26 protein-coding genes, 1 pseudogene and 1 riboswitch are annotated in these 26,682 nt (G+C 48.9%); of the genes and pseudogenes, 6 read left to right on the forward strand and 21 right to left on the reverse strand.

Going from position 1 to position 26,682, the window contains the following annotated elements; genetic code table 11:
- Positions 1-51 precede the first annotated feature (51 nt).
- The 13 genes and pseudogenes from C2I18_RS11715 to C2I18_RS11775 all read right to left on the reverse strand — a co-directional run bounded on the left by C2I18_RS11715 (position 52) and on the right by C2I18_RS11775 (position 10,296).
- On the reverse strand, positions 52-339 hold the full coding sequence (locus C2I18_RS11715) for a Dabb family protein (protein WP_249901353.1): 288 nt from the start codon (positions 337-339) through the stop codon (positions 52-54).
- Positions 340-367: 28 nt separating this feature from the next.
- Positions 368-712, reverse strand: a complete 345-nt coding sequence (locus C2I18_RS11720) for a nuclear transport factor 2 family protein (protein ID WP_249901354.1) — start codon at positions 710-712, stop codon at positions 368-370.
- A 24-nt stretch (positions 713-736) separates the two neighbouring features.
- On the reverse strand, positions 737-1,537 hold the full coding sequence (locus tag C2I18_RS11725) for an SDR family oxidoreductase (RefSeq protein ID WP_249902091.1): 801 nt from the start codon (positions 1,535-1,537) through the stop codon (positions 737-739).
- Positions 1,538-1,725: 188 nt separating this feature from the next.
- The gene (locus C2I18_RS11730; protein ID WP_275100977.1) at positions 1,726-2,460 is read right to left on the reverse strand and encodes an amino acid ABC transporter ATP-binding protein; all 735 of its coding nucleotides are present in this window, start codon (positions 2,458-2,460) and stop codon (positions 1,726-1,728) included.
- Positions 2,461-2,479: 19 nt separating this feature from the next.
- Positions 2,480-3,211, reverse strand: a complete 732-nt coding sequence (locus C2I18_RS11735) for an amino acid ABC transporter permease (RefSeq protein WP_249901355.1) — start codon at positions 3,209-3,211, stop codon at positions 2,480-2,482.
- A 63-nt stretch (positions 3,212-3,274) separates the two neighbouring features.
- Positions 3,275-4,117, reverse strand: a complete 843-nt coding sequence (locus tag C2I18_RS11740; RefSeq protein ID WP_249901356.1) for a transporter substrate-binding domain-containing protein — start codon at positions 4,115-4,117, stop codon at positions 3,275-3,277.
- Positions 4,118-4,224: 107 nt separating this feature from the next.
- Positions 4,225-4,406, reverse strand: a riboswitch (Lysine riboswitch).
- A 203-nt stretch (positions 4,407-4,609) separates the two neighbouring features.
- Positions 4,610-6,256, reverse strand: a complete 1,647-nt coding sequence (locus C2I18_RS11745) for a catalase (RefSeq protein ID WP_249901357.1) — start codon at positions 6,254-6,256, stop codon at positions 4,610-4,612.
- A gap of 262 nt (positions 6,257-6,518) precedes the next feature.
- The gene (csaA, locus tag C2I18_RS11750) at positions 6,519-6,851 is read right to left on the reverse strand and encodes a chaperone CsaA (protein ID WP_249901358.1); all 333 of its coding nucleotides are present in this window, start codon (positions 6,849-6,851) and stop codon (positions 6,519-6,521) included.
- A 94-nt stretch (positions 6,852-6,945) separates the two neighbouring features.
- Positions 6,946-7,269 carry a putative quinol monooxygenase gene (locus C2I18_RS11755; protein ID WP_249901359.1) on the reverse strand — a complete coding sequence of 108 codons (324 nt, stop codon included), beginning with the start codon at positions 7,267-7,269 and terminating at the stop codon, positions 6,946-6,948.
- Positions 7,270-7,610: 341 nt separating this feature from the next.
- Entirely contained in the window at positions 7,611-8,462 is an 852-nt protein-coding gene (locus C2I18_RS11760; RefSeq protein ID WP_249901360.1) for an SDR family oxidoreductase, read from the reverse strand.
- Positions 8,463-8,813: 351 nt separating this feature from the next.
- Entirely contained in the window at positions 8,814-9,389 is a 576-nt protein-coding gene (locus C2I18_RS11765) for a TetR/AcrR family transcriptional regulator (protein ID WP_249901361.1), read from the reverse strand.
- Between the two features lie 66 nt (positions 9,390-9,455).
- Positions 9,456-10,006, reverse strand: a pseudogene (locus tag C2I18_RS11770) (ABC transporter ATP-binding protein).
- Positions 10,006-10,296, reverse strand: coding sequence for a hypothetical protein (locus C2I18_RS11775; RefSeq protein ID WP_249901362.1), 291 nt, complete (start codon positions 10,294-10,296; stop codon positions 10,006-10,008). The pseudogene C2I18_RS11770 and the gene C2I18_RS11775 overlap by 1 nt, the downstream one beginning before the upstream one ends.
- Positions 10,297-10,606: 310 nt before the next feature.
- On the opposite strand from C2I18_RS11775, the gene C2I18_RS11780 reads away from it, so the two are divergent.
- From C2I18_RS11780 to C2I18_RS11790, 3 genes are read left to right on the forward strand one after another with little or no spacing between them, the layout of a single operon-like run.
- A complete protein-coding gene (locus C2I18_RS11780; protein ID WP_249901363.1) occupies positions 10,607-11,197 on the forward strand; it encodes a TetR/AcrR family transcriptional regulator in 591 nt (196 codons plus the stop codon).
- A gap of 16 nt (positions 11,198-11,213) precedes the next feature.
- The gene (locus tag C2I18_RS11785; protein ID WP_249901364.1) at positions 11,214-12,350 is read left to right on the forward strand and encodes an FAD-dependent monooxygenase; all 1,137 of its coding nucleotides are present in this window, start codon (positions 11,214-11,216) and stop codon (positions 12,348-12,350) included.
- Between the two features lie 52 nt (positions 12,351-12,402).
- Positions 12,403-12,828 carry a DUF3995 domain-containing protein gene (locus tag C2I18_RS11790; RefSeq protein WP_249901365.1) on the forward strand — a complete coding sequence of 142 codons (426 nt, stop codon included), beginning with the start codon at positions 12,403-12,405 and terminating at the stop codon, positions 12,826-12,828.
- 181 nt (positions 12,829-13,009) lie between these two features.
- Here C2I18_RS11790 and rlmH read toward each other — a convergent pair whose 3' ends face one another.
- The 3 genes from rlmH to C2I18_RS11805 all read right to left on the reverse strand — a co-directional run bounded on the left by rlmH (position 13,010) and on the right by C2I18_RS11805 (position 14,584).
- On the reverse strand, positions 13,010-13,489 hold the full coding sequence (gene rlmH, locus C2I18_RS11795; RefSeq protein WP_249901366.1) for a 23S rRNA (pseudouridine(1915)-N(3))-methyltransferase RlmH: 480 nt from the start codon (positions 13,487-13,489) through the stop codon (positions 13,010-13,012).
- A 417-nt stretch (positions 13,490-13,906) separates the two neighbouring features.
- The gene (locus C2I18_RS11800; protein WP_249901367.1) at positions 13,907-14,080 is read right to left on the reverse strand and encodes a hypothetical protein; all 174 of its coding nucleotides are present in this window, start codon (positions 14,078-14,080) and stop codon (positions 13,907-13,909) included.
- Between the two features lie 153 nt (positions 14,081-14,233).
- Positions 14,234-14,584, reverse strand: coding sequence for an ArsR/SmtB family transcription factor (locus C2I18_RS11805; RefSeq protein WP_249901368.1), 351 nt, complete (start codon positions 14,582-14,584; stop codon positions 14,234-14,236).
- A gap of 498 nt (positions 14,585-15,082) precedes the next feature.
- Here C2I18_RS11805 and C2I18_RS11810 point away from each other — a divergent pair, with 498 nt between their 5' ends.
- The gene (locus tag C2I18_RS11810) at positions 15,083-16,612 is read left to right on the forward strand and encodes an MFS transporter (RefSeq protein ID WP_249901369.1); all 1,530 of its coding nucleotides are present in this window, start codon (positions 15,083-15,085) and stop codon (positions 16,610-16,612) included.
- Between the two features lie 252 nt (positions 16,613-16,864).
- On the opposite strand, the gene C2I18_RS11815 is transcribed toward C2I18_RS11810, so the two are convergent.
- Entirely contained in the window at positions 16,865-17,032 is a 168-nt protein-coding gene (locus C2I18_RS11815; protein WP_249901370.1) for a CxxH/CxxC protein, read from the reverse strand.
- 267 nt (positions 17,033-17,299) lie between these two features.
- Between C2I18_RS11815 and C2I18_RS11820 the strand changes: the two genes are divergently transcribed.
- Both C2I18_RS11820 and C2I18_RS11825 read left to right on the forward strand, forming a co-directional pair.
- A complete protein-coding gene (locus C2I18_RS11820; RefSeq protein WP_249901371.1) occupies positions 17,300-18,661 on the forward strand; it encodes a DUF2252 domain-containing protein in 1,362 nt (453 codons plus the stop codon).
- Positions 18,662-18,915: 254 nt separating this feature from the next.
- A complete protein-coding gene (locus C2I18_RS11825) occupies positions 18,916-20,121 on the forward strand; it encodes an IS4 family transposase (protein ID WP_249901372.1) in 1,206 nt (401 codons plus the stop codon).
- Between the two features lie 432 nt (positions 20,122-20,553).
- Here C2I18_RS11825 and cydC read toward each other — a convergent pair whose 3' ends face one another.
- Genes cydC through C2I18_RS11845 form a run of 4 tightly spaced genes read right to left on the reverse strand, consistent with a single transcriptional unit; the run spans position 20,554 to position 26,513 of the window.
- A complete protein-coding gene (gene cydC / locus C2I18_RS11830; protein ID WP_249901373.1) occupies positions 20,554-22,347 on the reverse strand; it encodes a thiol reductant ABC exporter subunit CydC in 1,794 nt (597 codons plus the stop codon).
- Positions 22,344-24,107 (reverse strand): thiol reductant ABC exporter subunit CydD, encoded by a 1,764-nt coding sequence (cydD, locus tag C2I18_RS11835; RefSeq protein ID WP_249901374.1) that lies wholly within the window; start codon positions 24,105-24,107, stop codon positions 22,344-22,346. The genes cydC and cydD overlap by 4 nt, the downstream gene beginning before the upstream one ends.
- Complete coding sequence (gene cydB / locus C2I18_RS11840) at positions 24,107-25,123, reverse strand: cytochrome d ubiquinol oxidase subunit II (protein WP_249901375.1); 1,017 nt, start codon at positions 25,121-25,123, stop codon at positions 24,107-24,109. Before cydB ends, cydD begins: the two co-directional genes overlap by 1 nt.
- The gene (locus C2I18_RS11845; protein ID WP_249902093.1) at positions 25,110-26,513 is read right to left on the reverse strand and encodes a cytochrome ubiquinol oxidase subunit I; all 1,404 of its coding nucleotides are present in this window, start codon (positions 26,511-26,513) and stop codon (positions 25,110-25,112) included. The genes cydB and C2I18_RS11845 overlap by 14 nt, the downstream gene beginning before the upstream one ends.
- Between the last annotated feature and the right edge of the window lie 169 nt (positions 26,514-26,682).

The raw sequence follows: 26,682 nt of genomic DNA on the forward strand, positions 1-26,682 counted from the left end.
CCGATCTCACCTGACAAGTGCTCGGTACTCTAAAATATGCAATAAGTTTTTTCAGATATCGCAGCAGACAGACGCCTGTGTCTCCAGAACCGTGCCAATCCACTTGGCAACCTCCTGATGGGCCGGGTGTATCAGATATTCATCCATGTCCTCTAAGGAAGCAAACCTGGTGATCAGGATCACATCATATGCTGAAGGACCCGGGCGAACGTTAACTTCAGCCTGAACATCGAGAAGAACATCTATTTTTCCCCGGAGGCCCAGCAGTACGGTTTGAACTTGCTTGATATGCTCTGGGCTCCGGTCCTTCAGTTTCAATAACACATGATTTACTATCATTTTCAGTAACACCCCGCTTTTTGTCTGGTTACAGCCGTATGGCAAGCTGCTTAATCTTATCGTTACGAATCTGAAAGTGAAAGTTCAAATAAAGAGGGTCCGGGAGACCCGTTTTATCAAAGTCCCCGTCAACCTTAAAAACCACTATGGTTTCTTCCCCATGCTGTTTATCCTGCTCGGGTTCAAGCGTTATGTTAGCAGCAAAGTGGTGTTCGTTACTCCATTTTGTTATAGCAGCTTTGCCTGCCCACTCTTTGCCTTCATCGAAGACGAGAGCATCTTCCGAAAAGCAGTCGACATAAGCCTCCGGATCAGGTCTATTAGCAGCGGTGATAAAATCTTGTATAACTTGCGGAAGCAGGTTAGTCTTCATAAGATCAGCTCCTTTGCAATTTTGTTAAACGGTGCGGATGGTTCCGCCGTCAATGACATACTCACTGCCGGTAATATAAGAGGCTCTGCTTGACGCAAGGAAGGCTGCAAGCTCGGCAACTTCCTCAGGTTTGGCCGGCCGGCCGAGAGGAATACCACCCAGCTGGTCCATTAACAGCTGGCGGGCAGCGTGATAGTCCGTTCCGGATTGTTCAGCCATTCTTCCGATTAACCGTTCCGCCGATTCGGTTTCGGTAAATCCCGGCGCGAGTGTGTTGATTCTGATCCCCATAGGGCCGAATTGGGTCGCCAGGTTCTTACTATAGTTAACAAGCGCGGCTTTGGCAGCCGAATAAGGCATGGTCATGTTGCCGGGAAGCTTACGCTGAATAGAGGATATATGGACAATCACTCCGCTCTGCTGTTCCACCATGTAAGGCAAAAATCCGCGGTCGAGGCGGACGGAAGAAAACAGGTTGGCATCAAACGTCGTCTGCCAGTCTTCATCCGTTAAAGCTAAGGCTCCTGCTGTACTTGTGGAGGAACCCCCTACATTGTTAATCAAAATATCCAGACCGCCGAGTTGCTGGATCGTTTCCTGAACAAGATGATCTACGCCTTCCGGGAGGCCCACATCGGCCTGAATGAACCCTGCACCCTCCGGTAATGAATCCGGCAGTGATCTTGCCGCAGCTATAACTTCAGCTCCCGCCGCATGCAGACGCTTTACGATGGCCAGGCCGATTCCCCGCGTTCCGCCGGTTACCAGTGCCCTTTTGCCTGCAAATTCTTTGCTCATATCCAATAAGTACGGACCGTTATCCATCATTCTGCTGAATCCTCCTTAGTATGTTTTGAATACAAGGCTAGTGTAATCAACAGAACCTGACAGCTGCGTGTCCAGTTATGTAAAATATTTTCCGTGCTCACCTCAGTGCAAACAAAGAAGGCTTACTCCATTTTCTGCAAGTGGAATACGCCTTCTAAGTGTGATCAAGTTTATATAATTAAATTTTACTCTAAAGTGCGTTTTAGGAATTGTCTAGTACGTTCCTGTGTCGGATTACCAAAGATTTGTTCCGGACTTCCTTCTTCCGCAATAACTCCCTTATCCATAAAGACCACCCGGTCGGATACCTCTCTGGCAAATTCCATTTCGTGCGTAACAATCAACATCGTAAGGCCCGATCCTGCAAGCTGCTTCATGACTTTTAATACTTCCCCCACCATCTCGGGGTCAAGCGCTGAAGTCGGCTCATCAAATAACATAACATCCGGTTCCATGGATAGAGCTCTTGCAATCGCCACACGCTGCTTTTGGCCGCCGGAAAGCTGGTTTGGCTTCGCGTTGATATACTTGTCCATTCCAACTACCTCTAGGTATTTCATGGCTACTTTTTCGGCTTCTTCTTTGGAGCGTTTTAAAACTTTTATTTGTCCGACCATGCAGTTGCTAAGAACATTGTGATTGTTAAATAAGTTGAATTGCTGGAAAACCATCCCCAAATGCTTCAGATAATCCACTTTATTATGCTTTTCATCCAAAATATTTGTGCCCTGATAGATGATTTGCCCGCCTGTCGGTTTTTCCAAAAGATTAATACAACGGAGCAGAGTGGACTTACCCGATCCGGAGGAACCAATGATGGAGACAACTTCGCCTTTGTTGACTGAAAAATCAATGTCCTTTAACACCTCATGAGTACCAAAGAATTTACTTAAATGCTGAATCTCAATAATCTTTTCCACATACTCTCCTCCTTTCCGTCTATTTTTGTTTTACAATATCTCCGACCACGGTATAGTTACTGGAGCCCTCTAATTTTTTTTCGAAGTATAAAAGAATTCTGGTAATAATAAAGGTCATAACAAAATAAATCATACATGCTACGAAAAAGGATTCGAAATACCTGAAGTTATTTCCGGAAATCGATTTGGTCACGAAATATAGCTCGGTCACTGAAATGACATTCAGTACGGAGGTATCTTTAATATTAATAACAAACTGATTTCCTGTTGCCGGAAGAATATTCCGGATCACCTGCGGCAGCACGATATTCCACATGGTTTGTACATGGTTCATGCCTATGGCATGAGCGGCTTCAAACTGTCCTTTATCGATGGAAACAACCCCACCACGGACAATTTCAGCCATGTAAGCACCAGTGTTGATCGATACCACGATGATCGCTGCCACAAACACATTCATATCCAATCCGAACGCCAGCGCAGAACCATAATAGAATACCATTGCCTGTACAATCATTGGGGTGCTGCGGAAGAATTCAATATAGATGGACAGAAGAATGTTAACCGTTTTTAAAAATACCTTTTTTGCGCCGCGTTCAGGTACGGGAATGGTCCGTATAACGCCTGATATTAATCCAATAATGGCTCCGAGAATCGTCCCTATGAGAGCAATTACAAGTGTTGCGCCAGCACCTCTGAGAAACATAGGCCAGTTCTCTGAGATGATTTTAATGACCCACTCCAGGCTCATTTTTTATCCCCCTATACGGTATAAAACCGACTGTACGAAGAACTACAGCCGGTTTCATTAGTTTTATTGTGCTGCTGGTTGGTTCTGGATAGCGGCATCCATAATGCTTGTCCGTTCATCCTCCGGAATACCGGCCAGAATCTCATTAATTTTTTCTGTTAAGTCACTGCCCTTTTTAAGACCGACAGCGATCGCTGTATCATCTTCTGAGGTTTCAAATCCGTCTTCAAATTCAACCATTACAAAGTTTTCGTTAGCTGCTGCCGCGCTTACGCCTTCAGGGCGTTCTGATACGTATCCGTCAATAATACCTGATTCAAGAGCAACCCTCATGGCCGGGAAGTTATCCATCGCTGTTTTCTTGTCTACGCCTTCGATTTGATCAATGACGGAATAGTGGAATGTATTCAACTGAGCGGTTACTTTGGCTCCTTTGAAATCCTGGATGGAAGTAGCCCCTGCATATTGGCTGCCATTTTTCACAACCATAATCAGATTTGATTTATAGTAATTTTCCGTAAAATCAATGGTTTCTTTACGTTCTGCTGTAGGTGACATCCCCGCGATAATCGCATCAATTTTACCTGATACTAATGCCGGTACAAGTCCATCCCATTCTGTTTTCACAATCACTAATTCTTTGCCCAGTCCTTCGGCCACTTTCTTGGCGATTTCGACATCATATCCGCCTGCATATTCCGCAGAACCATCTATTTTAACAGCGCCATTCGAATCATCGTTCTGTGTCCAGTTAAAAGGTGCATACCCGGCTTCAAGACCTACCTTAAATGTACTGCTCTCCGACGATCCCGAAGTAGAAGCGTTATTGGACCCGCAACCTGCCAAGAGAAGTACCGTTGACAACATTAAAGCTATAGCGATTGTAAACCTGTTTTTCTTTTTCATATTATTTTGCCCCCTGTTGATCTGTAAACTTACACAAACAAAAAAGACCTGAGATAAACTCAGGTCGCAGTATGCGCAGTCGCCTTAAAGTTCCTCTCTTTTATCCCGAATGAGATAGCACAACTCAATGAACCACAAGGTTCATCGAGACAGTTCTGCAGTTCTTAACTACAGACCCAGCATGTATTATTGAGTATAATACACACTTCGGCGACATTTCCTTCTCCTTAGCATCATTGCGTTCTCAAGCTCACTAAAGACTGTTAAATACCGCGCCTCTACCCCACCAATAAAAAGTGAGGTCTTATTCAATTATCCTTATACTTTACAGCATTTTGGCGAGAGTCGTCAACCTGGTGTTTGGTGGAATTTTTTGCCGGGGATGTGGGAGAATGAATTCCTATCTATTCATATGTGGTACAAAAAAAGGTTACCCGGCTGATGCTCTTACGAGCCCATCGGGTAACCTTTATCAGGATCGGAGATTCGATATTAATAAGGATCCGCTTCGTGGCTTTTTTTCACGGCGTCTTTTACCGCTTGATTGGCATCGACTGAACCTTCGCCATATTTTGAGATGCCCGCTTCACGGCCTGGAATATTGTTTACTGTTTTCGTTTGTTCAAATTCTTTCATTTTGCTTTCAATGCCTTCCTTCACACGCCGGCCGTAGTCTTCATCGGCCTGCGTGAAGTGTTCAATCATGGCCTCCTGAATACGTTTATCACATATTGCAAGGGCCTGCGACAGGTTTTTAATCAATTCCTCCCGTTCCCAATCCTCAAACTGGCGGTACGTCTCACCCGCTTGACCATAGTTGTTCGGACGATCGATAGGTTCACTCATCACAGCCGCATTGTATGTTGGACGGTGTGGAGGGCGCTCTGCTTTACTTGCTTCCTGAAGGCCGCCAACCATGGACGGTTCATAGTTAATATGCGGGCTTTCTCCAGATTCCTTCGGATTGCGGGTATCCATTTGGCCCCGCTGCTGGTTCGTATGCACAGGCACTTTCGGTGCATTTACAGGCAGCTGTAAATAGTTCGATCCAACGCGGTAACGCTGGGTATCGGAATAAGAAAAGGTGCGGCCCTGTAACATTTTATCATCGGAAAAGTCCATTCCATCGACAAGAACTCCCGTCCCGAAAGCGGCCTGCTCAATTTCCGCATGATAATCCACGGGATTACGATCGAGAACCATTCGACCGACGCGCTGCCAGGGAAACTTATCTTCCGGCCACAGCTTTGTATCATCAAGCGGATCAAAATCGAGTTCCGGATGGTAATCATCCTCCATAATTTGCACAAAAAGCTCCCATTCCGGATAATCGCCACGCTCAATAGCCTCATATAAATCTTGTGTTGCATGACTAACATTTTTCGCCTGTATCGTGTCAGCCTCATCTTGGGTTAAATTGCGGATTCCCTGCTTAGGCTCCCAGTGATATTTTACAAGCACCGCATCGCCTTTTTCATTTACCCATTTATAGGTGTTTACACCAGATCCCTGCATATAGCGGTAAGTCGCAGGAATCCCCCAGGGCGAGAACAAAAATGTTATCATGTGGGTAGCTTCAGGTGTACGGGAAACGAAGTCAAACATCCGCTGTGGATTAGGTACATTCGAGGCCGGATCGGCCTTAAATGCATGAATCATATCAGGGAACTTCATCGCATCGCGTATGAAAAAGATTTTCAGGTTATTACCTACTAAGTCCCAGTTCCCGTCCTCCGTATACATTTTCACAGCAAAGCCGCGTGGATCTCTTGCCGTCTCCGGCGAGTCCTTCGCCCCTGCTACGGTGGAGAATCTGACCATTAACGGTGTCCGCTTTCCAGCCCCGGAAAACACCTTAGCCCGTGTATACTTCTCAACCGGCTCATTCCCAACCTTCCCATAGGTCTCAAAGTATCCAAACGCCCCCGCACCACGGGCATGGACTACCCGTTCCGGAACTTCTTCCCTGTCAAAATGGGAAATTTTCTCGATAAAATGATAATTCTCAAGTGTAGCCGGTCCCCGGTTACCAACGGTTCTGATATTCTGATTATCCGTTACCGGATGTCCCTGCCGTGTCGTCAAGGTTTCCCGTTGTACGTCCTTTTGTTCCTTTTGTTCCTTCTGCTCCTCAGACATGAAATGCCTCCTTCAGGTTTTATTAATATCATTACCCCTTGCTGGAAGATTTATGTATGTGTGGTCCGGAACTAAATAATTTCTGATGTGTGGGTCCTTTGCTCCCCGGTACAGAGTAGCTATGATCATGGAACGCATCTCTCGCCCCAAACAACATTGAGGGGCCCACTTAAGGTTCGATTCTCACCCGTTGGGGTGATCACCGCCAGTTTATAAGGTCATCCTAATCCGGATGGTCCCGCTTTTATTTATAGGCTTATTTCTACGCAATAGGAGTACCGTTAGGTATTTCAGTATCTGGCTTTAAAAGAACAACATCTCCTTTTTCCGGGACTCCTCCCAAAACTAATACCTCCGATTTGAATCCGGCAATACGCCGAGGAGGAAAATTGACGATTCCTATAATCTGCTTTCCTACAATTTCATCAATTTTGTATCGCTTAGTTATTTGTGCACTTGAAGATTTCATCCCGATTTCCGGTCCAAAATCAATCTTAAGCTTTATCGCAGGGATCTTTGCTTCTTCAAAAAATTCCGCTTCCTTAATCGTTCCGACACGAATATCTAGTGCAACAAAATCATCGATCGTTGCCAATGTTTTGCCTCCTCCTCTAAAGTTTTTAACCGCTCATGAAAATATCTCTCACGCTTACCGGCAGAACTTATTACGTTCCGCTCGGTGTTGCATTTTACTGCGCTGGGCGGAACGGCTGCAGGAGTGGAATCCCTTCCTCAACGGATCCCTCCATCAGTTCTAAGAGCTGGGGTACGAGTTCCTGCATCCGGGGGGCGCTCAGGTGCCGATCGAGGGCATCCCTGTTTACCCAGCGCTCGTAGATGATGAATGTACCAGGCTGGCCTTCTACCTCGTGAGCCTCGTAGTCAATGTTGCCCAGATCGTTGCGCGACGGGGTGACAGCAGCAGTCATGAATGCCTTCATCTCACCTTCTCTCCCTGCCTTAGCTCTCGCCTCCCAAAGTACAGTAACGTAATGGTTCTTTGTTTCGTTCATACTAATTCCTCCTAATTTATAAATACTCCGTACTTTTTGCTTATCGTCCAAAAGAATGATTAAAGCATGCGCCCGTCATTGGTGACATAGTATGAGCTGCATCATCATGGCTATTTTTCCATTTGACAATATATTAGGGATGTATTCATTAACAGGTGCCCCGGTTAAACTGCGGTCCTTAATCGCGATTTGCAAAATGGCATCCTCTTCTTTGATAACGCCAGCCTGATCATTAGACCACCTAAAGATCCACCTACAATAATGGCGTGTTCAAACTTGTTTTGTGGCATGATTCATTCCCCCATTTTAGCTTTCTGTCCAAGAGGCTCCGAAAATGTCTATTACTGCAGTTTCATCTGGCTGCGAAGCATCCGGTCGAGGAGTCTGTCCGGGAGAACACGGACCAGTCGGGTCAGCAGTGCCGAATCGCGACCGACCGTATAACGGGTGCGTGGCTTTCTTTCGTGGATTGCGCGTGAAATCACTGCTGCCACTTTCTCAGGGCGGATACCGTCCTTTGCCCACGTTTCAGCCTGAGCCTTGACAGCGTCAAAAAGACGATCATGGCGTCGGTGCTGGTCCGGCGTCATCAACTTGGCCAGCCGCTCCGCTGTCGTAATCCCTTGCTCCGACAGGCCAGTGCTGACACCACCCGGAGTGATCATGATTACCTTGAGGCCAAACGAGGACATCTCCCTCCGGAGACTGTCACTGATTGCTTCCATGGCAAACTTTGCTGCCGAATATATTCCGAAACCAGGCATGGAGATCTTGCCGCCAAGTGAACCAATATTAACTACGCGTCCGCCGCTGTTCAGCAAGGCCGGTGTGAGCGCCTGAATAACCGCGACCTGTCCGATCACGCTGACCTCGATCTGGCGGCGAAATTCATCAAGCGGAACCATCTCAAGAGGTGCATTAACGGCGATGCCGGCATTGTTGACCACTGCCCGCAAAGGGCGACCAAGCGGATCTTGCTTCACTCTTTCGGCTAGAGCCTTTAGTGTGTCGTTATTGGTAACATCGACGATCACCGGCTCAATATTTTTGTGTTTGATTTTGTCGGCGTCTTCCTGACGACGAACCCCCGCCAAAACGTGAAATCCTTCAGCGGCCAGCTGCTCCGCGGTAGCCCTACCGATGCCGCTGGACGTACCTGTGACCATGACCAGTTCTTGAGTTTTGAATGACATAGTAACCCTCCTAGGTTTGATAAGATATGGATCACGGTATAGCACTGCTATATGGTTATTATAGCAGTGCTATACGAGGTAGTCTATAGCGGTGCTATACTTATTTTTGAAGTGTTGTTCCACGGCCTGAATATTGTATTGGCGGGCGTTGCGTGACCACCCGGCACTCACGAAGTATCAAGACCGGAGGGGATGAGTTAGCACAAATCCAAGAGAACTAATGCTCGCATCCTCCAAATATAAAAGAAAGATCGCCATCCTCCTGGAGGTCCAGGTTGGATAGGCGATCTTTCTTTTACGTCTTCTAAATCAGGGCTTTGCCTGAAGTCTCCAGGCTCTGTCATCGAATCCTCATTTTGAATCGGCGTCTGGCCTTTGGAGCAAAATGATCTGCATTACGCTTTCCCGAATGAGATCAACGACGTCGGGTTGGGGTGGGGGTGCTTTACGAATCTGGGCCGTCACATACAGCCATGAGGCCGTATTGGCGGAAGCCCAGACCAGATCTGTCGCAGTCTGGGCTGACACAGCCAGTTTGCCTTCAACGGCGACTCTCTGAATATTTTGCACTAATGCTTGGTACGAATGATCTGCCGCCTCGATATGGGCGCCCTCCAGCAACCGCCCCATCATCGCCGCATAAATCCGAGGACGGGCTGCCGCGAACCGGACATAGTGATCCCATCCTTGCCGAAGAGCCGTCTCTGGAATGGTGGATTCTACAGCAGCCATCTTGCTTTCGAATAACTGTTTGAACGCTTTCACTACGGCTGCACTCAAGAGTCCATCGGCATTTCCGAAATGGTGATAGAGCGTAGGAGCCGATACCTGCGCGATCGCAGTTACGGCCCGTGTGGAGAATTGGGCCCCACCGTCCTCTTCGAGAACCTTAAGAGCAGCTTCCAGTATTTTGTCATATGTGTTCATATCCTTATTATAGCGGTGCTATACACATATGTCTATGAAGAAGGCAGTAAGTGCTTAGCATACAACTTAATGAACAGGTTCCAGCTCTGACAGAGATAACTTCCCATCTTCCATTCGGTATATCTTGTCGCAGTAGGTGAGCAGCCGCTCATCGTGTGTGACCAAAATCGCAGCTTTGCGGCGTGTTCTCACCTCATGGGCAATCAAGGAGACAACTTCATGGGCCCTTCAAGCAACTTTATGGCCATTTCCTTATCTTCTGCATGAACTTTTCCCGACATCCGTTTCACCACAAGCAACTGATCAAGAACGTTCAGGTATGGAACTAAATTCGAGGCCTGCATGATGAAGCCAATCTCATGCAAGCGGATATCGGATAATTGTTTGTCTGAGAGCTTCGATATGTCCTTCCCGTTTAAAAGAACTTCTCCCGTAGTGACTTTAAGCAATGCACCTGCAATAGATGAAAAGGTGCTTTTGCCTGAATCTGACGGTCCCACCACTGCAACGAACTCTCCTGGCTCCACTTTTATGGACACTTGGTCTAATGCCGCAATACGATCTAATCCTTCGTTGTAATATTTGGATGCTGCTGTTATTTGCAAGCCTTCAGTCATTACTCTACCCTCCCAAGCGCCTTAAGCGGATCAGTTTTCGAAATCGTACGAACGGATACCAACGAACTAAGTAATGAGATCACCAACAAAATAAGGGAATAGATGAACACCAGCTTCGTTTCCAGCAGGAACCGCATTCCTTTGGGCATGATTGCTGCTGTCCCATATGCCAATAGGATGCCCACAACCAAGTCGACGAAGCCCCATGGATACATAGACCCATGGTATCCAAGTTCAGCGGCGATTTCATCGACCTTTTCTCGGCTCTCGAAAACCAATGCAATCGCCATCTGGCATACTTGCTCGTATCGACGGATTCCTTCTCCGTGAACGTATTAAAGAATGCTTGATTGATCAGCATAACCTGCAGGTTGCCGCCGATTACGATGGCTACCGAATTCTCATTCTTTCATTTATACCTTTGTTTGTATAGACGACAGCCGATCCGGGAATTCATCTGTCCCATGGATTCGGAAGCGTAAATTTTGTACTTGTTAATTGTTTAAAGTCACCGAGCCCATTTGACAAAGTGAAAAAACGGCATTATTATGACTGTAGTCATAAAGTGAACGCGGTCATAACAAGAGAGAAGGTAAAATCATGCTTAGGGAATCGCGAAAAAAGGAATTAAAAAAGCAAATATTTCTACAAGCTCTCCAGCTTTTTCATGAAAAAGGGTTTGAGCAGGTTACTGTTCAGGAGATTACAACCAAATGCGGCATTGGAAAGGGAACCTTTTTTAATTATTTCGCTAAGAAGGAAGACATCTTGCTTTATCTTGGAGAATCCCAGATCGATTTGTTGCAACACAGCATAGAGAAGCATCAGAATATCGACCCTCCCAAAGAACAAATTAGACGCGTGATGGATGATCTACTTCTTCATTTTTCAGCACATAGCGAACTCATGAAACTGGCTACCCTGGAGATCATTAAATCAGCTTCACTTGCCGGAAAAGAATCAAAAAGCGTTCAAAAGTTACATATTCAGCTGGCATCCATGATCGACCGTGCCAAACAAAACAATAAACTGCATAGCCGTTGGGAAACGGAGGTCATTGCCACAACGATTGTCGGTGTCTATTTCCACACGATCCTGTCATGGACCCTGATGGAAGTCCAATATACAACCATAAGCGAATCATTTAGAAAACAATTTGATGTTGTATGGGAAGGTATTGATCGTAACTAGGAGGTGGAGATAGGTGATGTCAAAGGCAATCCTAATTATAGGTGGCGGAATTGCAGGTTTATGTACCGCGATCACCTTGCAGCAAATAGGGATGAAGGTAAAAGTATACGAAAAAAATACACATCCATCTGTTGCTGGGGCAGGTATCATTATCGCTCCGAATGCTCTGCAGGCGCTCGGTCCATACCGTATATCGGACGAAATCATCCGCCAAGGTAATCCAGGCCAAGGCTTCTATATATTATCGGATCGAGGTCGGCCTATCACTCAACTTACAATACCCTCCGGCTATGGCAGCTTGTACTCCATTCATCGCAAGGACCTCCATCAAATTCTTTTATCTGCACTCCCTCCCGGCACTGTAGAATGGGGAAAACCATTTTTGCAACTTGAGCAAAAGGATCACCAGGTGCGGGTTGCCTTTAGTGACGGCAGTGAAGCGATGGGCGACTTGGTCGTCGCTGCCGATGGCATTCACTCCAACGTTCGCAAACAGATTTTTCACAAAGATACATATCGCTATGCCGGCTATACCTGCTGGCGCGGTGTTGTTTCTGGTGAAGCTCTTCCTGGTTCATCTCATCATTTTATCGAGACATGGGGAACGAAAGGTCGTTTCGGCATCGTCCCGCTGCCAAATAATAAAGTGTATTGGTACGCGCTCATCAACGCCCGCCAGGGTGACCCCCGCATTGCAAATTATACTACTAAGGACTTGCATCACCTTTTCAAAAACTATCATGATCCCATACCCAGTCTATTGTTGAAAACGACACCTCATGACATGATCCATCGCGATATCGTAGATATAGCACCTATGGAACGCTTCTGCTCAGATCGAGTTGTTTTTATCGGCGATGCTGCTCATGCGATTACTCCTAATATGGGACAGGGAGCCTGCCAGGCGATTGAGGATGCACGTACTTTGGCCGAATGCCTTAGTGTACAAAGCAATTATCAGAGAGCATTTGCAGATTATGAGAACAGACGCAGAAAGAGAATCAAACAAATATCAGATCAATCATGGAAGATCGGGAAAATGGCACAATCGGAAAGTTTCCTGTTCACCAGTGTCCGAAACCAACTAATGAAGCATGCCCCTAAATGGATCTATCGAAACCAGGCAAAGCGCTTGTACCAATTTCAGCTCTAGGAATTAAGCCTTCACACCGTTTGTAAAGCCAACATAAAGAAGAGGTGGTAGATTGATAGATATTTTAATAGTAATAACGTCTTGTCTATTTATATTCATTGGTATATTACACGTCTATTGGGGATTTGGTGGGAGTTGTGGAATAAATGCGGCTCTTCCAACTAAAGATGACAGTATATCACCAGTTTTGCGACCAGGAGTATTAGGTACACTTTTTGTCGGATTACTTTGCTTCTTTGCATCTGTACTGCTGTTAGTTCAGACTGAAGTGTTCACAGCCATCAAATCCTCCCTTCTAACAGAATGGCTTTGTATAGCTGGAGGAGTTGTTTTCTTTTTACGTGCTATTGGCGAAGGAAGATATGTGGGATTTTTTAAAAACATCAAACATACTAAATTTGCAAAACTAGATACCGCCTTCTATTCACCTCTTTGTGTATGGATTAGTCTAATTTTTGTGGTAGCCTCATTTACCTGAGACTTTGACAATCAACATATTGATGAGTTAACTGTATTTCGAACAAAAATAGTAAATCTAATAATAAAAGCAATGGAAAATGAGTTCCATTGCTTTAGCCATTCCCTCCAACCAAGTCATAAAAATTGCCGAAGGTCTGATCCTTTGACTTCTCACCCTAATTGCAGCAAAATTGTTCGCCCTATTTGTGGTACGGTTCCCCCCGATTGATCTTCACCGCGCGGTAAATCTGCTCCACCAGCACCAGCCGCATGAGCTGATGGGGCAGCGTCATTCGGCCGAAGCTCATGCGCTGCTGCGCGCGGCGCATAACCTCATCGGAGAGCCCGTGGCTCCCTCCGATGACGAAGACGACATGGCTCGTCCCGTAGGTGCCGAGCCGGTCGATTTCCGCGGCAAGCTCCTCGGAGCTCCAGAGCTTGCCGTCGATCGCGAGCGCAATGACATGCGCCTCGCTCTTGATGTGCGCGAGGATCCGTTCCCCCTCGCGCCCCTTCACCTGAACAACCTCAGCATCGCTGAGGTTGTCAGGCGCCTTCTCATCCGCCACCTCTATAACCTGGAACTTAAGGTAAGGCGTCAGCCGTTTGGCATATTCCGCGATGCCGCTTACCAAATATTTTTCCTTCAATTTGCCTACGCCGATGATCTGAATGAGCATGTTATCCTCCGTATGCCGGCCGGGAGCCAGCTGCTGTAATTGTTAATGTATGTTAAAAAGCATCCGTCTGTTGTCAGACATGCCCGTTTGTATGGTGTTATTATAACTTGAGCATCCTCAGAGCCAAAGACCTCATAGCAGAACCTGCTTCATGAGGGTTCATCCGTCCTTAGCTGGATTTCCTCCACTTAATTCTTCCGGTTCTCACCGTTTACGATGATTAGTTGGAATTCCTCCAGCTATTCAGCAGCATTTATCCCTTTATCGGCACGTTAGGCGAAATTAGATGGAGTTTATCCCATTAAAACCATTTCTCCGCTGATTATTGAAAAATTAAATGGAGAAATTCCCCTTAGCTTAATCCGCACACCTACCTCATCAAATAACACTTATTCAGACCAGCTTCATTGTCCCGTACTAATTCGTTCTAAAATAAGCAAACCCGTAAAACACAGCCACCACAACCACAGCCAGAATGATAAAAGTTATAATTCCGTTTTTAAAAGACTTTCCTGAAGCTTCTCTGTACTGTTCTTCTGCTCGGCGCTTGGCTGCTTCTTCCTCAGGACCATTCAGGTTGTTAGGTTTCATGAACATAGCACACCATCTCCTTTATGCCCATAGTTTACCATAACTTCCACGATGGTGCTGACTGGTCTGCTGCTCAGAATTCCGCTCCCACACACAAAAAGACCCTGCTCATTACAGGGTCTTCCTCACACTCCAAGGCTCAAGAGCACAACTCTAAGCTTGCTCCTCCGGCTTCTCTACAAGCGCATCCGCCCCGCCGGCAGACTCATATGCCTCTAATATGGAATCAAGCACTCCGGGAAAACGCTCATTGAGATCATCCGTGCGCAGTGACAGAATGCGTTGTGTCCCCTGCGCACGTGTATAGACAACACCCGCTTCGCGCAGCGTCCGGGCATGGTGGGACATGGTAGATTTGGCTATCGGTACATTGAAGCTATTGCAGGCCTGCTCGCCATGCTTGCGTATTTCCGACACTACATACAGACGAATCGGATCGCTAAGTGCGTAGAGCACAGAAGACAGCTGGATGTCTTTGCGGTCCGGATGATGGAGCAGCTTCATAAGTAAGACTCCTTTGAGATATAGATGGGTGCTGAATTAAATCTCCTATATAGCAGCTTAGACTGGTAAACAATCAGATTACCCCACTATGAACTGCCGGTTATCTGGGATAAATCCCTTGGCTAAGCTTTAACTGTATTTCGTGCAACTAAAAACAACTATTTTTATGCCTGAAGAGTTTTAACTGCAGTTTTTGCAGTTAAAAATCACCATACTCCGTAATAAAAGGCTTTCCGCCAATTTTAGATGTACAGAATACAGCTAAACTCCCAAATCTGGCTTTTCACCGTCTTATAACTGTAGTAAATACAACTAAACACAAAGCACATCACACTAGTTCATTCGCCGAATAGGCTGCTAGTGCTGAGTTGCATGAGGTTGGTTACTTTAAATACAATACTCAATCTCCTAATTGCATTTTACATCAGCCCATGCTATATTTCAATTGTTCGTATGTAATCGAACTATCTAACATATAGCCTAAAGGAGTGGCAACCCATGAACTCGTCACATACAGCAGAGGATAGCGCAGACAACAATTCACATAAATCAGAGGTCGGCTCTGACAGCTATTCACTTGCAGCAGAGGGCAGCGCAAACGGCAGTTTACATACATCTAATAGCCACGCACATAGCGGCTCTGACAGTAGCCATGCCGCCACTGACACAGAGCCCTCTCTTCCCAGGGAAGGGCTGCTGACTCTCCTCTTCAGCGTTGCTGTTGTACTTGTCATTATGAATACGGCCATGTTCAACCTGGCCCTGCCGGATGTGACTGAAGCCTTTGGCATTACGGCCGCATCCGCATCCTGGATTGTTACCGGATACTCCATCATGTTCTCCATTGCTTCAATAACGTACAGCCGGCTGTCTGACTTCCTGCCGATCCGCCGGCTGCTGATTATCGGCCTGCTGACGCTGGGTCTTGCGGCTGTGGTTGGTTTCTTCAGCAGCAACTTTATTTTCCTGCTGATCGTGCGGATTCTGCAGGCATCCGGAGCGGGTGCAGTCATGTCCTTGTCACTGGTCCTGTTCACCCGCTATGTTCCGCAGGCCCGCCGCGGCAAGGCGATGGCGACCATTATGTCGGCCGTATCGCTGGGGCTAGGCCTCGGACCTGTAGCCGGTGGCGCCATCGTAGAGTATCTCGGCTGGACCTGGCTGTTCGCCGTCACCGCGGCCATTCTGCTGCTGGTCCCGCTGTTCATGATCCTGCTGCCTAAGGAAGTCCCCGCCCGCGGCTCGTTCGATGTGCTGGGCGGGCTGTTCCTCGGCGTCGGCACCACCGGCCTGCTGCTCTTCCTGACCAGCGGCATGTGGGTCGCCCTGATCGCCGGAATTGCTGCGCTTGCCCTGTTCGTCGGCCGGATCCGCAGCACACCAGATCCGTTCGTGCTGCCGGCGCTATTCCGCAACCGTTCCTATCTCGTGCTCGCGCTGGTCGGCATCGCTTCCTACCTGTGCAGCTTCGCGACACTGTTCCTGCTGCCGCAGATTCTGACCCACCGCTTCGGCTTCAGTGCAAGCCATGCCGGGCTGGTCATTTTCCCCGGCTCACTGCTGGCGATCTTCGTCTCCCGCTCCGTGGGGCGGATCATCGACCGCTACGGCAATGCCGGTATTCTGCGGTTCGCACCGCTGCTGGTGCTGACTGCAACCGTGCTGTTCGCACTGCTCGCCGGCCAGTCCTGGATTGCAGTCATGCTCGTCTACATGATCATGAGCTTGGCCTTTACCGCATTGTCCAGCAGCGTGTCCAATGAAATCTCGCGGATTCTGCCTTCGTCACAGATCGGCTCCGGAATGGGGCTGTACCAGCTGCTGCAATTCTTCAGCGGAGCCTTCAGCGTGGCTATGGCTGCGAGTGCTCTGGAGTGGCAGCAGGCATTGCCGTTATCTGCGGCCTACTCCAATATTTATTGGGGTCTCTCGATTGCCGCTCTAATCGCCATTGCCTCGGCAGTGGCTTACCGCCGGAGCAGCCGGAACGGCCCGCTTGCCGAGATGGCGGATGCAGCAGACGCCTGAGTCCGGCAACGCTTCTGATCCCTTCACTGCCAGTCCCCACCCGCAACGTTTATGATCTGCTGCCAGTCTCCATCGGCAGCCCTTCTAATCCTTCTGCTGCAGTCTCCACCGGCAGCATTTCTGATCCCTCTGCTGCCATCCTCCGTACCGCAGCGTGCCTCAATCCGCTGCCAACCCCCGCGCACGCCAAAACACCCTGCAGTCCGTATTTACGGCTGCAGGGTGTTTTTTAACAAAAGTTACAGCAGTCTCTCAGACCACCAAAAACTCCGCATTCTTCTCACATTCCGCACATTTCGCCGGCGGGTCCCAGTCCGAGAATTCTGTCTCCTTCAAGTCCACAACATCAGGTGCATCCTCGTACTCGTCCACAAATTTGTCGATGGCCAGCTCAACGTGTTCCTTACATACTACATACATTCAATCAAGCATCCCTTTCTGTGCCGCTGCGGCGTATACTTCTACTACTGTTCTACCATACTTCCCCGCAAAAGGAAACCTTCCGCAGCGTAAAAATCCGGCATATTCCCCGTTATCCCTGTCACGCAAATTTCTCAATATTTTTTGCAATCAGCCGTAGCGACTCCTGCCGGAACTCTCCCAGTATATCATGCCTGCTGAAATAGAAGTCTATGGAAATATTAGATATAATCAACTGTACCAGGCTGTAATCGAAAGGAGTATCTCATGATTAATCCATCCATCACCGAAGGCGTTATCCGTACACGCACCAAGCTGCGCAGAGATCTGCTGATCTCCATTTTTGATGAATTTGACGGCGGTATTATGGGGCTAAGCCCTGCCAAACGTGCGGAGAAATACCGCAAAATGTCGCAAAGCGCCTTTTCCTTCTACCGGGGCAGCTCTTATCTGTTCTATTTTGATGCGACGAGGCAGTACTTTCCCTATCACAGCGCTCCGGACCGCCCTACCTGGATTCAGGGGGATCTGCATTTTGAGAATTTTGGCGCGTTCCGCAGTGAATCGGGCGAGATTGTATACGATGTCAATGATTTTGACGAGGGCTATGTCGGTTCTTACCTGTATGACCTGCTGCGGATGGCAGCCAGTATTGCACTTGTCGGCAGGCAGCAGGGTTACGGCGAACAGGAGCAGCTGGAGTTTATTGAGCGGTATGCGCAGGCATATGCCAGACAGATCCGCCGTTTCTGCTCAGGCAAGGATAATCCGGGCAATTTCCTGATTGATGAGAAGGCCGCCAAAGGTCCGGTCAAAAAGCTGCTCCGCAAGCTTGAGAAACGCAGACAAGGACATTTTCTCGAAAAGGTTACCGCGCAGATGCAGCCGGGCAGAGTATTCCTGGAAACGACCGAGCTGGCGATACCGGGTGCTGCCGAGCAGGAGCAGTTAGAGAAAGCGTGGAGCTTTTACACAGAAACAGTGGTTGTCCGGAAGCTGAACGAGGAGCATTACCGCATTAAAGACATTGCCGTCAAACACGGCTCAGGGACTGCCTCCATCGGTCTCGACCGTTATTATATTCTGATTGAAGGCGGAATGGAGCAGGAAGGTGCAGATGACACGGTGCTGGAGGTCAAAGAGGTACGCGTTCCCGTCCCGGCCTATTTCATGCCTTATTCGGAGTCGTTCTGGCAGTCCTTCGGGCATCAGGGCAAACGTGTAACGGTGACCCAGCAGGCGATGCACCATAAGGCTGACCCTTACCTTGGATATATGACGATGGACGGCAGGGATTTTTATGTCAGAGAGCGTTCACCTTACAAAAAAAGACTGAAGCCCCTGGACATCACCTGTGCGGAGGATATGATCCGGGTGCTCGAAGTGATGGGCAGTCTGACCGCCAAAATGCATGCCCGGGCCGACGCTGACGTGAACAAGGGAATTCTCCCCTACCACAGCGAAAAAGAAATTGCCAAAGCGATGGGGCCGGATGCTGAAGCTTTTGCCCGTTATATCGCGCATTGGGCCTACGGTTATGCCACCCAGGTGGAGCGCGATTATGCCATGTTCACCGAGTGGGTGCAGGAGCATTACGGAGACAACCGTTCGGAGCTGGCTGTTGAGTAATCTGCATCTGCTCAAAAGCCGGTTAATGATCCCATCCTCATCCTCAGCTAAGTTTGGAAGTGTAGGTGCTGTTCCAATCACCAGGTGGATTTTCTCCACTAGACATGCGGCAAAGCTAACATGAAAATTTATTTGAAATAGTTAGCTAATTATGGATAAAAAAGATGAGTTTACTCTGGTGAAAAAAGAAAAAAAGCCCTAATGTAGAGAGAGTAGGCAGGTTACCCACATCTCTCCACAAAAGGAGCTCAACCATGGGTAACATATCGCAAAATTCAGTTTTACGCAAGTACTTACAGCATTTAATGTTAAATTCTTTTCGTTGTCCGTTCGCAGATCATTATGCTAAAAAACTTACCGTCGGAGCCGCGATTACACTTTTTGTAGAAGCTCAGTTGCAGCAAAGGCGTACTCTCTCCGACATTGTGCTCAATTTGGAAACGAATGCGGAGCTTCAGGACATTACCGGACTCACGACCATTCACGAATCGACCATGAACCGTAAGCTTGACACCATCCCTCTCGCTTATCTCGAGTGGTTGTTTGCCGAACTCGTTCAGGAGTTAAAAATGCGAAAAGCGAAAGCTAAGGGCATCAAGCACTTTGGAACGTTGGCACCTGTCGATTCAACCAGCCTTTCGCTACCCAAAATACTCGGCGACTGGGCGTTTTATCAAAACAAGACCAAGGGTGTCAAAATCCATACACGGCTGCTTTCGCTGGAAGCCGGGTGCCATTTTCCGGATGAGATTGTCCTTTCCACCATCGGTGTGTCGGATCAACAAGCGGTCAAATATCTCGTTGTCCCCGGAGAAATCACCTACATTTTCGACCGTGGCTACGTGCATTACGGAAACTTCAGAGAATGGTCGGAAGGAACGGTGCTGTTTGTTGCCCGGATCCGTGCAAAAACAAAGTACACCGTGCTGACCGAACATCCCGTTTCGGGTAGCAGCCATATGACTCGGGACGCTGACGTTGAGATTTTGGATAAAAATTCGGGCCAAACGTTTTGTGTCCGCCTTGTACAATTCCAAGATAAGCATGGAAAAATCTACGAGGTCATCACCAATCGCCAGGATCTTTCAGCCAAAGACATTAGTGAAATTTATCGCTGCCGCTGGCAAATTGAGCTGTTTTTTAAATGGATTAAGCAGCATCTGGCCACCGTAACTTTCCACAATCACCACCCGCATGCAGTGTGGGTCCAATGTTATATTGGAATCATTACGGCGTTGCTATGTCAGCTCATCCATTTAGAAGTACAGCCTACCCTAAGTGTGTGGAGCATGCTGCGAAAGATGAGATACTACGCCATGAAAGACTGGGATGTATTTGTTGAAGCGCTGAATCGCGAACCGACCCGTCGTTCTAAAGGGCGGCAAAAGATTCCTAGGCCCGCAGAAACTCCAGTACAAACGAAAGAAAAACGAGCGACGGTAAAAATAATTCTGGAATAACCAATAACATATACCTTTATTTGGTAACTAAACCTACGACTTAAGGAGCCACTGTTCTTTTTTCGTTGAGTCCACAAAGCTTACTGTAAAATTATTACTTTCGGTTTGGTTTAGCTCCCATGTAAGTTTGTATGCATGTCTAGTGGATTTTCTCCACTTAATTTCACCACTTTTCATTATTTACCTCAATTAGTTGGAAATACTCCAGTTAATATAGGCTTTTTCACCTCTCTAGAGACGAATTCAGTAGTTTTAGTGGAGTTTTTCCTACTAACATCTAAATACGGAGGGTTAAGCATTAATTAAATGGAGAAATTCCAACTAGATTGCCTGGCGCATCCGATAGTTGGCAGCTTGGCATCACTTATATAAAAAGAAGCTCTTTCCGGCCCCGGCGGGCGAAAGAGCTTCTTCTTCATTCCTGGTACAGTATTATTGTCCCGCTGCTGCATTTCCGGAGTAACCCGGCCGGTCCAGCTCATACAGCTTGCGGTAGCGCGGCTCCCTGGCCAGCAGTTCGGCATGGGTGCCGCGCATTTCGATTTTTCCGTTCTCCATAAAAATAATCTCGTCCATTCTTTCGGCTCCCACCAGATGATGGGTCACCCAGACAAGCGTCTTGCCGGCCATGGCCTCGAACATGGTGGACAGCAGCTCACGCTCAGTGCGCGGATCAAGCCCTACCGTAGGCTCATCGAGCACAACAACCGGCGTATTCTGCAGCAGGATACGCGCCAGCGCCATCCGCTGGCGTTCACCGCCGGAGAAACGCTGTCCGGCTTCGCGTACCGGAGTATTGTAGCCTTCCGGCAGCGAGGAGATCAGGGTATCCAGCTTAGCCAGCTCCGCTGCCCGCTTCACGGCTTCATCCGACGCCTCCGGATCACCGAGGCGGATGTTGTTCGCTACCGTAGTGTCGAACAGGTGAGGGCTCTGGTTCAGCACGGCGATGAGCTGCGGGATCTTATCCCCGAAGGCGGAAGTATCTACGCCATTAAGCTGCGCGGATCCGCTGGACGGGGTGATTACACCTTGAATGACCTTCAGCAGTGTGGATTTACCTGCGCCGCTGCGCCCGATAATGGCAACTTTGCGTCCCTGCGGAATGTCGAGATTCAGTCCCTGGATTGACCAGTCATCTCCGGCTCCATAGCGGTAACCTGCATCTGTAATCCGGATATGCGCCTTTCCGTCTGCTTGGATACTGCTGATTGCAGCGTCCGCCTTAGCGCTTATCTCTGCCGAACTTGCAGCAGCAGCGGGCACACCACTGCCTCCCTTTTCAACGCCCTCCAGACGCTCAAGAGAATTCCTGTACTGCGGAATTTTCTCCACCGCATCCGAGACCGGCAGGAAGGCATCAGCTACCGGGAACACTACCAGCACGAACGCGGCAATCAGCGTTCCGGCGATAGCGCCGTCTGCATATTGGCCGGCCGCCCAGTAGATCATCGACAATACGGCGAGGCCGACCACGGCCTGGCCGATGAACATGCGCAGCCGCGCCCAGCGGCGCAGTGCGCCATCTGTACGGGCGACAGCCTGCTCGTCCGCTTCATAAGTGTCCACGAACTGGCTCTGCCGTCCGCTGATGACCCAGTCGCCCATGCCAAGCACGGCGTCGGTCAGCTTCTGGTAGAGCCGGTTGCGTTCCTGCTTCACCTGGCGCTGGCGCTTCTGCGTCAGCAGCAGTGAGATCAGCGGCAGCACGAACACCAGCACCAGCATGTACAGTCCCATCAGCAGTGCAAAGGCCAGGTCGAACGTGCCCAGTGTGATTACCGCCGCTCCATAGATCAGCAGCGCAATGATACCGGGAAAGACAGTCCGCAGATATACATTCTGCAGGTACTCAATGTCATCGGCCAACATGCCGAGAATATCTCCGGTACGGAACCGGGAAGCCAGAAACAGTGCCTGCGGTTCCAGAATGTTATAGAGCCTGATGCGCATTCTGGAGAGAATTCTCAGAATCGTATCATGGGAGACCAGCCGTTCCACATAGTGAATGACGGCCCGGCTTGTCCCGAAGGTGCGTACGCCGACGATCGGAACATAGATCATCAGGATATTTTCCGGCGGTGTGGATGCCTTGGAGATCAGAAAGCCTGAAGTATACATCAATGACGAAGCCGAGAATATGGTCAGCGCCCCAAGCGCGATAATCAGCAGGAACCGCCAGAAATAAGAGGAGACATAAGGAGCAAACCATCCTTCACGTTTCACTGGAATCCCTCCCATTGCACTTGAATCAGCTCATAATAAACACCTTTACGCGCTACCAGTTCTTCGTGTGTGCCGGTTTCTGCCACCTTCCCCTGCTGCATGACAACAATCCAATCCATGTCGGTCATCCAGTGGAGGCGGTGCGTTGCCAGGAAGACAAGCTTGCCTTCGAACAGCGGCAGCATCGTTTCCTTGAGCTCATACTCGGTCTCAATGTCCAGATGCGCAGTCGGTTCATCCAGCAGCATCACCGGACGGCTGCTCAGCAGTGCACGGGCCAGTGCGACCCTTTGCTCCTGTCCGCCGCTCAGTGTCCGGCCGCCTCCGCCAATCATTTCATCCAGTCCATCCGGCAGTGAGCCCGCCAGCCCGGACAACCCGGCGGCAGCGACCACGCGTGCGACCTCTTCGTCCGATGCCTCAGGATAGTAGAACCGCACATTATCTTTTAGCGTTCCGCTAAAAATATACGGACTCTGCGGGATATACGAGGTCTGTTTGCGCCACTCCTCATCGGTAAGGGCACTGAGGCGCTGCCCGTTCAGCGTCACGCTGCCCGAGCTTGGATGCAGAAAGCCGCCCAATATATCTACCAGTGTTGACTTGCCTGCCCCGCTCTCGCCGATGATTCCGATTTTGGTATGGCCCCTGAATTCCAGGCTCACCCCCTCAAGGGACGGGATTCCTTCCTCCTCATACTTCACGCCGGCCTGCTCCAGCTTAAGCACACTGTCTTGCTGCCAAGTGAACTCCGTCTTGCCGGCAGGGACGTTCCCGTTTTCTGTGAGCCCCTCCGCTCCCAGCACCTTCGCCTTCACAGCTTCACGTTCAATAATGCTTGTCATGGCTTCACCAGCCTCCTTGCCGTCCAGTGTGGCATGAAAGTCCGCCCCCACCAGCCTCACCGGCAGGAAATATTCCGGTGCCAGAATCAGAATGGTCAATCCGGTGACCAGCGTCATCTCTTCATTAACAAGCCGTAAGCCCAGGCTCACCGCCACCGAAGCCACGGACAGCATGGTGAAAAAATCCATGGCGAACGAAGAGAGAAAAGCCACTCTCAGCGTGCGCATCGTTGCCGAACGGTACCGGTCGCTGACAGCAGCAATACTCTTGCTGTGGCTGCGGCTGCGCCCGAGGAACTTCAGTGTCTCCAGTCCGCGCAGCGAATCCACAAAATGATTGGATAATGTACGGTAAGACTTCAGCTGACGGTCCATCTGCTTGCGGGCCGTCACGCCAATCAGAATCATGAATACTACAATAATCGGCATCGTCAGGGTGAGAATGACCCCGCTGGCTGTATCCTGCATATAAATGTAGACCAGCAGCAGCCAAGGGGTGATTCCCATCGCAACCATCCGTGGAATAATCAGTTCAATATAGGTACGGTATTTGGTGACTCCTTCGAGCACAAGTGTGACCAGATCTCCCGTTCCCCGGCTCCCAGCAAGCCGCGGACCCAGCTGGAACAGCTTATCCATCATTTGTCTCCGCATGCTGCTGCCGGTGGCTTCCGCGAACCGGTAAGAGACCCGGCTCATGAGCATGGCACAGGCATGGCGGACAAGAAACGCAAGAAGGAACAAGAGCGAATCAGCCCCTTGTTCCTTCAGCGGTGCTCCTGCAAACAATGCAGAGACAACCTCCGCCAGCGATTTGGCCAGCAGAAGAATGGACAGGCTTTGCACCAGGGTAAGGAAGCCCACGATCAGAAAGACCGGCTTAACTCCTGCAACCCTAAGCAAATTTTTATCCATTAATATTCAAGATGCTCCTTTTCATGAACCCGCTTGTGGAAGATGAAATAGCTCCAGATTTGATATCCGAGCACGAACGGCAGCAGCGTCAGCGCTACAATCGTCATTACTTTAAGGGAATAGTGCCCGGAAGCGGCATTCGTAATCGTCAAGCTGAACGCGGCATCGATCGAGCTGATCATCACACGCGGGAACAGTCCTACGAAGATGGACAGTACCGACAGTGCCATAACCGCCCCGGTCATTCCGAAAGCCCAGCCGTCTTTTTTCTTAGTCATGAAATAACCCGACAGAACAAAGGCAGCAATGCCCAGAATAACCAGCACCATAAGCAGTGCTCCGCGGTGCTCGAAGATATCTGTCATGTAGTAGGTCATCACAACAAAGGCAACCAGCAGCGCAGCCAGCGGGAGCAGCAGCTTCTTGGCCAGCTTGCGCGCCCGGAGCTGAAGATCGCCGGTCGTACGGAGCGTGGTGAACATCAAGCCGTGTACCAGACAGAGCATGACCACTGTAATTCCTGCTACAACTGTATACACATTTACGATATCAAAGAATCCGGCATACATTTGCATTTCGCCGTCTATCGGCAGCCCCTTGATGAAGCTCGCGAACACTACGGCCAGCAGGAACGGCGGGAGAAAGCTGCCGAAGAAAATGCAGGCATCCCAGGTTCTTTTCCAGGCCAGCGAGTCACGTTTGCCTCTGAATTCAAAGGCTACGCCGCGTGCAATCAGCGCAAGCAGTGCGAAGACAAACGGGATATAGAATCCGCTGAACAGTGTGGCATACCACTCCGGGAACGCCGCGAACATCGCACCCGCGCCAGTCAGCAGCCATACTTCATTCGCATCCCAGAACGGACCGATGGAGTTGATGAGTACCCGGCGTTCTGTGTCATTTTTGGCCAGAATCTGTGTTTCCATTCCGACACCGAAATCGAAGCCCTCCAGAAAGAAGAAGCCGATAAATAACACTGCAATCAGCACAAACCACAATTCATTAAGAGAAAGCATGCGATCCCTCCTTAGTGTACGGATCATGTGATTCACCGTGATCGTGATCCATGGCATAAGGGCCTTTTTTGATAACCTTGATGAACAATCCGATCAGTACAGCACCCAATATTGCGTAAATTGCATTAAAAGTAATTACAGAGAACAGGATCGAACCGGCCGAAACGTTAGGAGACACACTGTCTTCTGTTGTCATTAAGCCGAATACCGTCCACGGCTGGCGCCCGATCTCTGTCATAATCCAGCCTGAAGTATTGGCGATTGGCGGAAGCAGCAGCCCCCAGAGCATAAACCGCAGGAACCAGGTGTTCGGACGCTCCATCTTTTTGCGCCACATCAGATACATCGCATACAGGCCAAGCACGATCATTAGTGTACCTGCGAGCACCATAATCCGGAAGCTCCAGAACGTGGTCCGTACAGGCGGAATATAGTTACCCGGGCCATACTGTTGTTCATACTCTGCCTGCAGCGTGTTCATCCCTTTAACATCACCGGAGAATTTACTGTAGGACAGGAAGCTCAGCAGATATGGAATTTTGATCTCACCGGAATTGGATTTATTCTCAGGATCAATAAAAGCACTGACGGTCCAGGCCGCCGGGTCACCGCTATCTTCCCATAGCCCTTCGGAAGCAGCCATCTTCATCGGTTGGGTCTCTACCAGGTACTGTGCTTGAGCATGTCCGGCCACAGCCACTCCGATGGAAGATACGATCCCGACAATTGCGGCAATTTCAAAAGATTTTCTGAAAAAAGGAACGTCCTGCTTCTTGAGCATTTTGTAGGCGCTGATCCCTGTTACCAGGAAGGCGCCAGTCGCATAAGCAGCGAGCACGGTATGCGGGAATTCCACCAGCAGTTGTCCGTTCGTAATCAGCGCAAAGAAATCATTCATTTCAGCCCGACCGTTATTAATAGCAAAGCCTACCGGATGCTGCATAAAAGAGTTAGCTGCCAGAATCCAGAATGCCGACAGCATTGTTCCGAAGGCTACCAGCCAGATGGACAGCAGATGGATCTTCTTGGATACCTTATCCCAGCCGAAAATCCAGAGTCCGATAAATGTGCTCTCCAGGAAAAAGGCCAGCAGCGCTTCAATGGCCAGCGGAGCTCCAAATACATCACCCACAAAACGGGAATAATCCGACCAGTTCATTCCGAACTGGAACTCCTGCAGGATCCCTGTTACTACACCTACCGCAAAGTTAATCAGGAAAAGCTTCCCCCAGAACTGTGCCATTCTTTTGTACTCTTCATTGCCTTTTCTGACATACATTGTCTCCATGATCGCAATCAGGAGCGCCAGACCAATAGACACCGGTACAAAGAAATAATGAAAAATTGTTGTAGACGCAAATTGTATGCGCGACAGCATGACTGCATCCATTTTTTCTTCCCCTTCTTTCTCCCTATTCAATATGTCTATTCTGTCAAAAAAGCAGCGGCTGAAGTGTGATATTTATCACATAAAACATCCCGTTTTGACCTAAAAAGCAATAAATTTGTGACAAATATCACAATATAACGTAAAGAAAGCAAAAAAAATAAGACGGTTT

It is taken from the genome of Paenibacillus sp. PK3_47, assembly GCF_023520895.1.
Lineage (GTDB): Bacteria > Bacillota > Bacilli > Paenibacillales > Paenibacillaceae > Paenibacillus_AQ.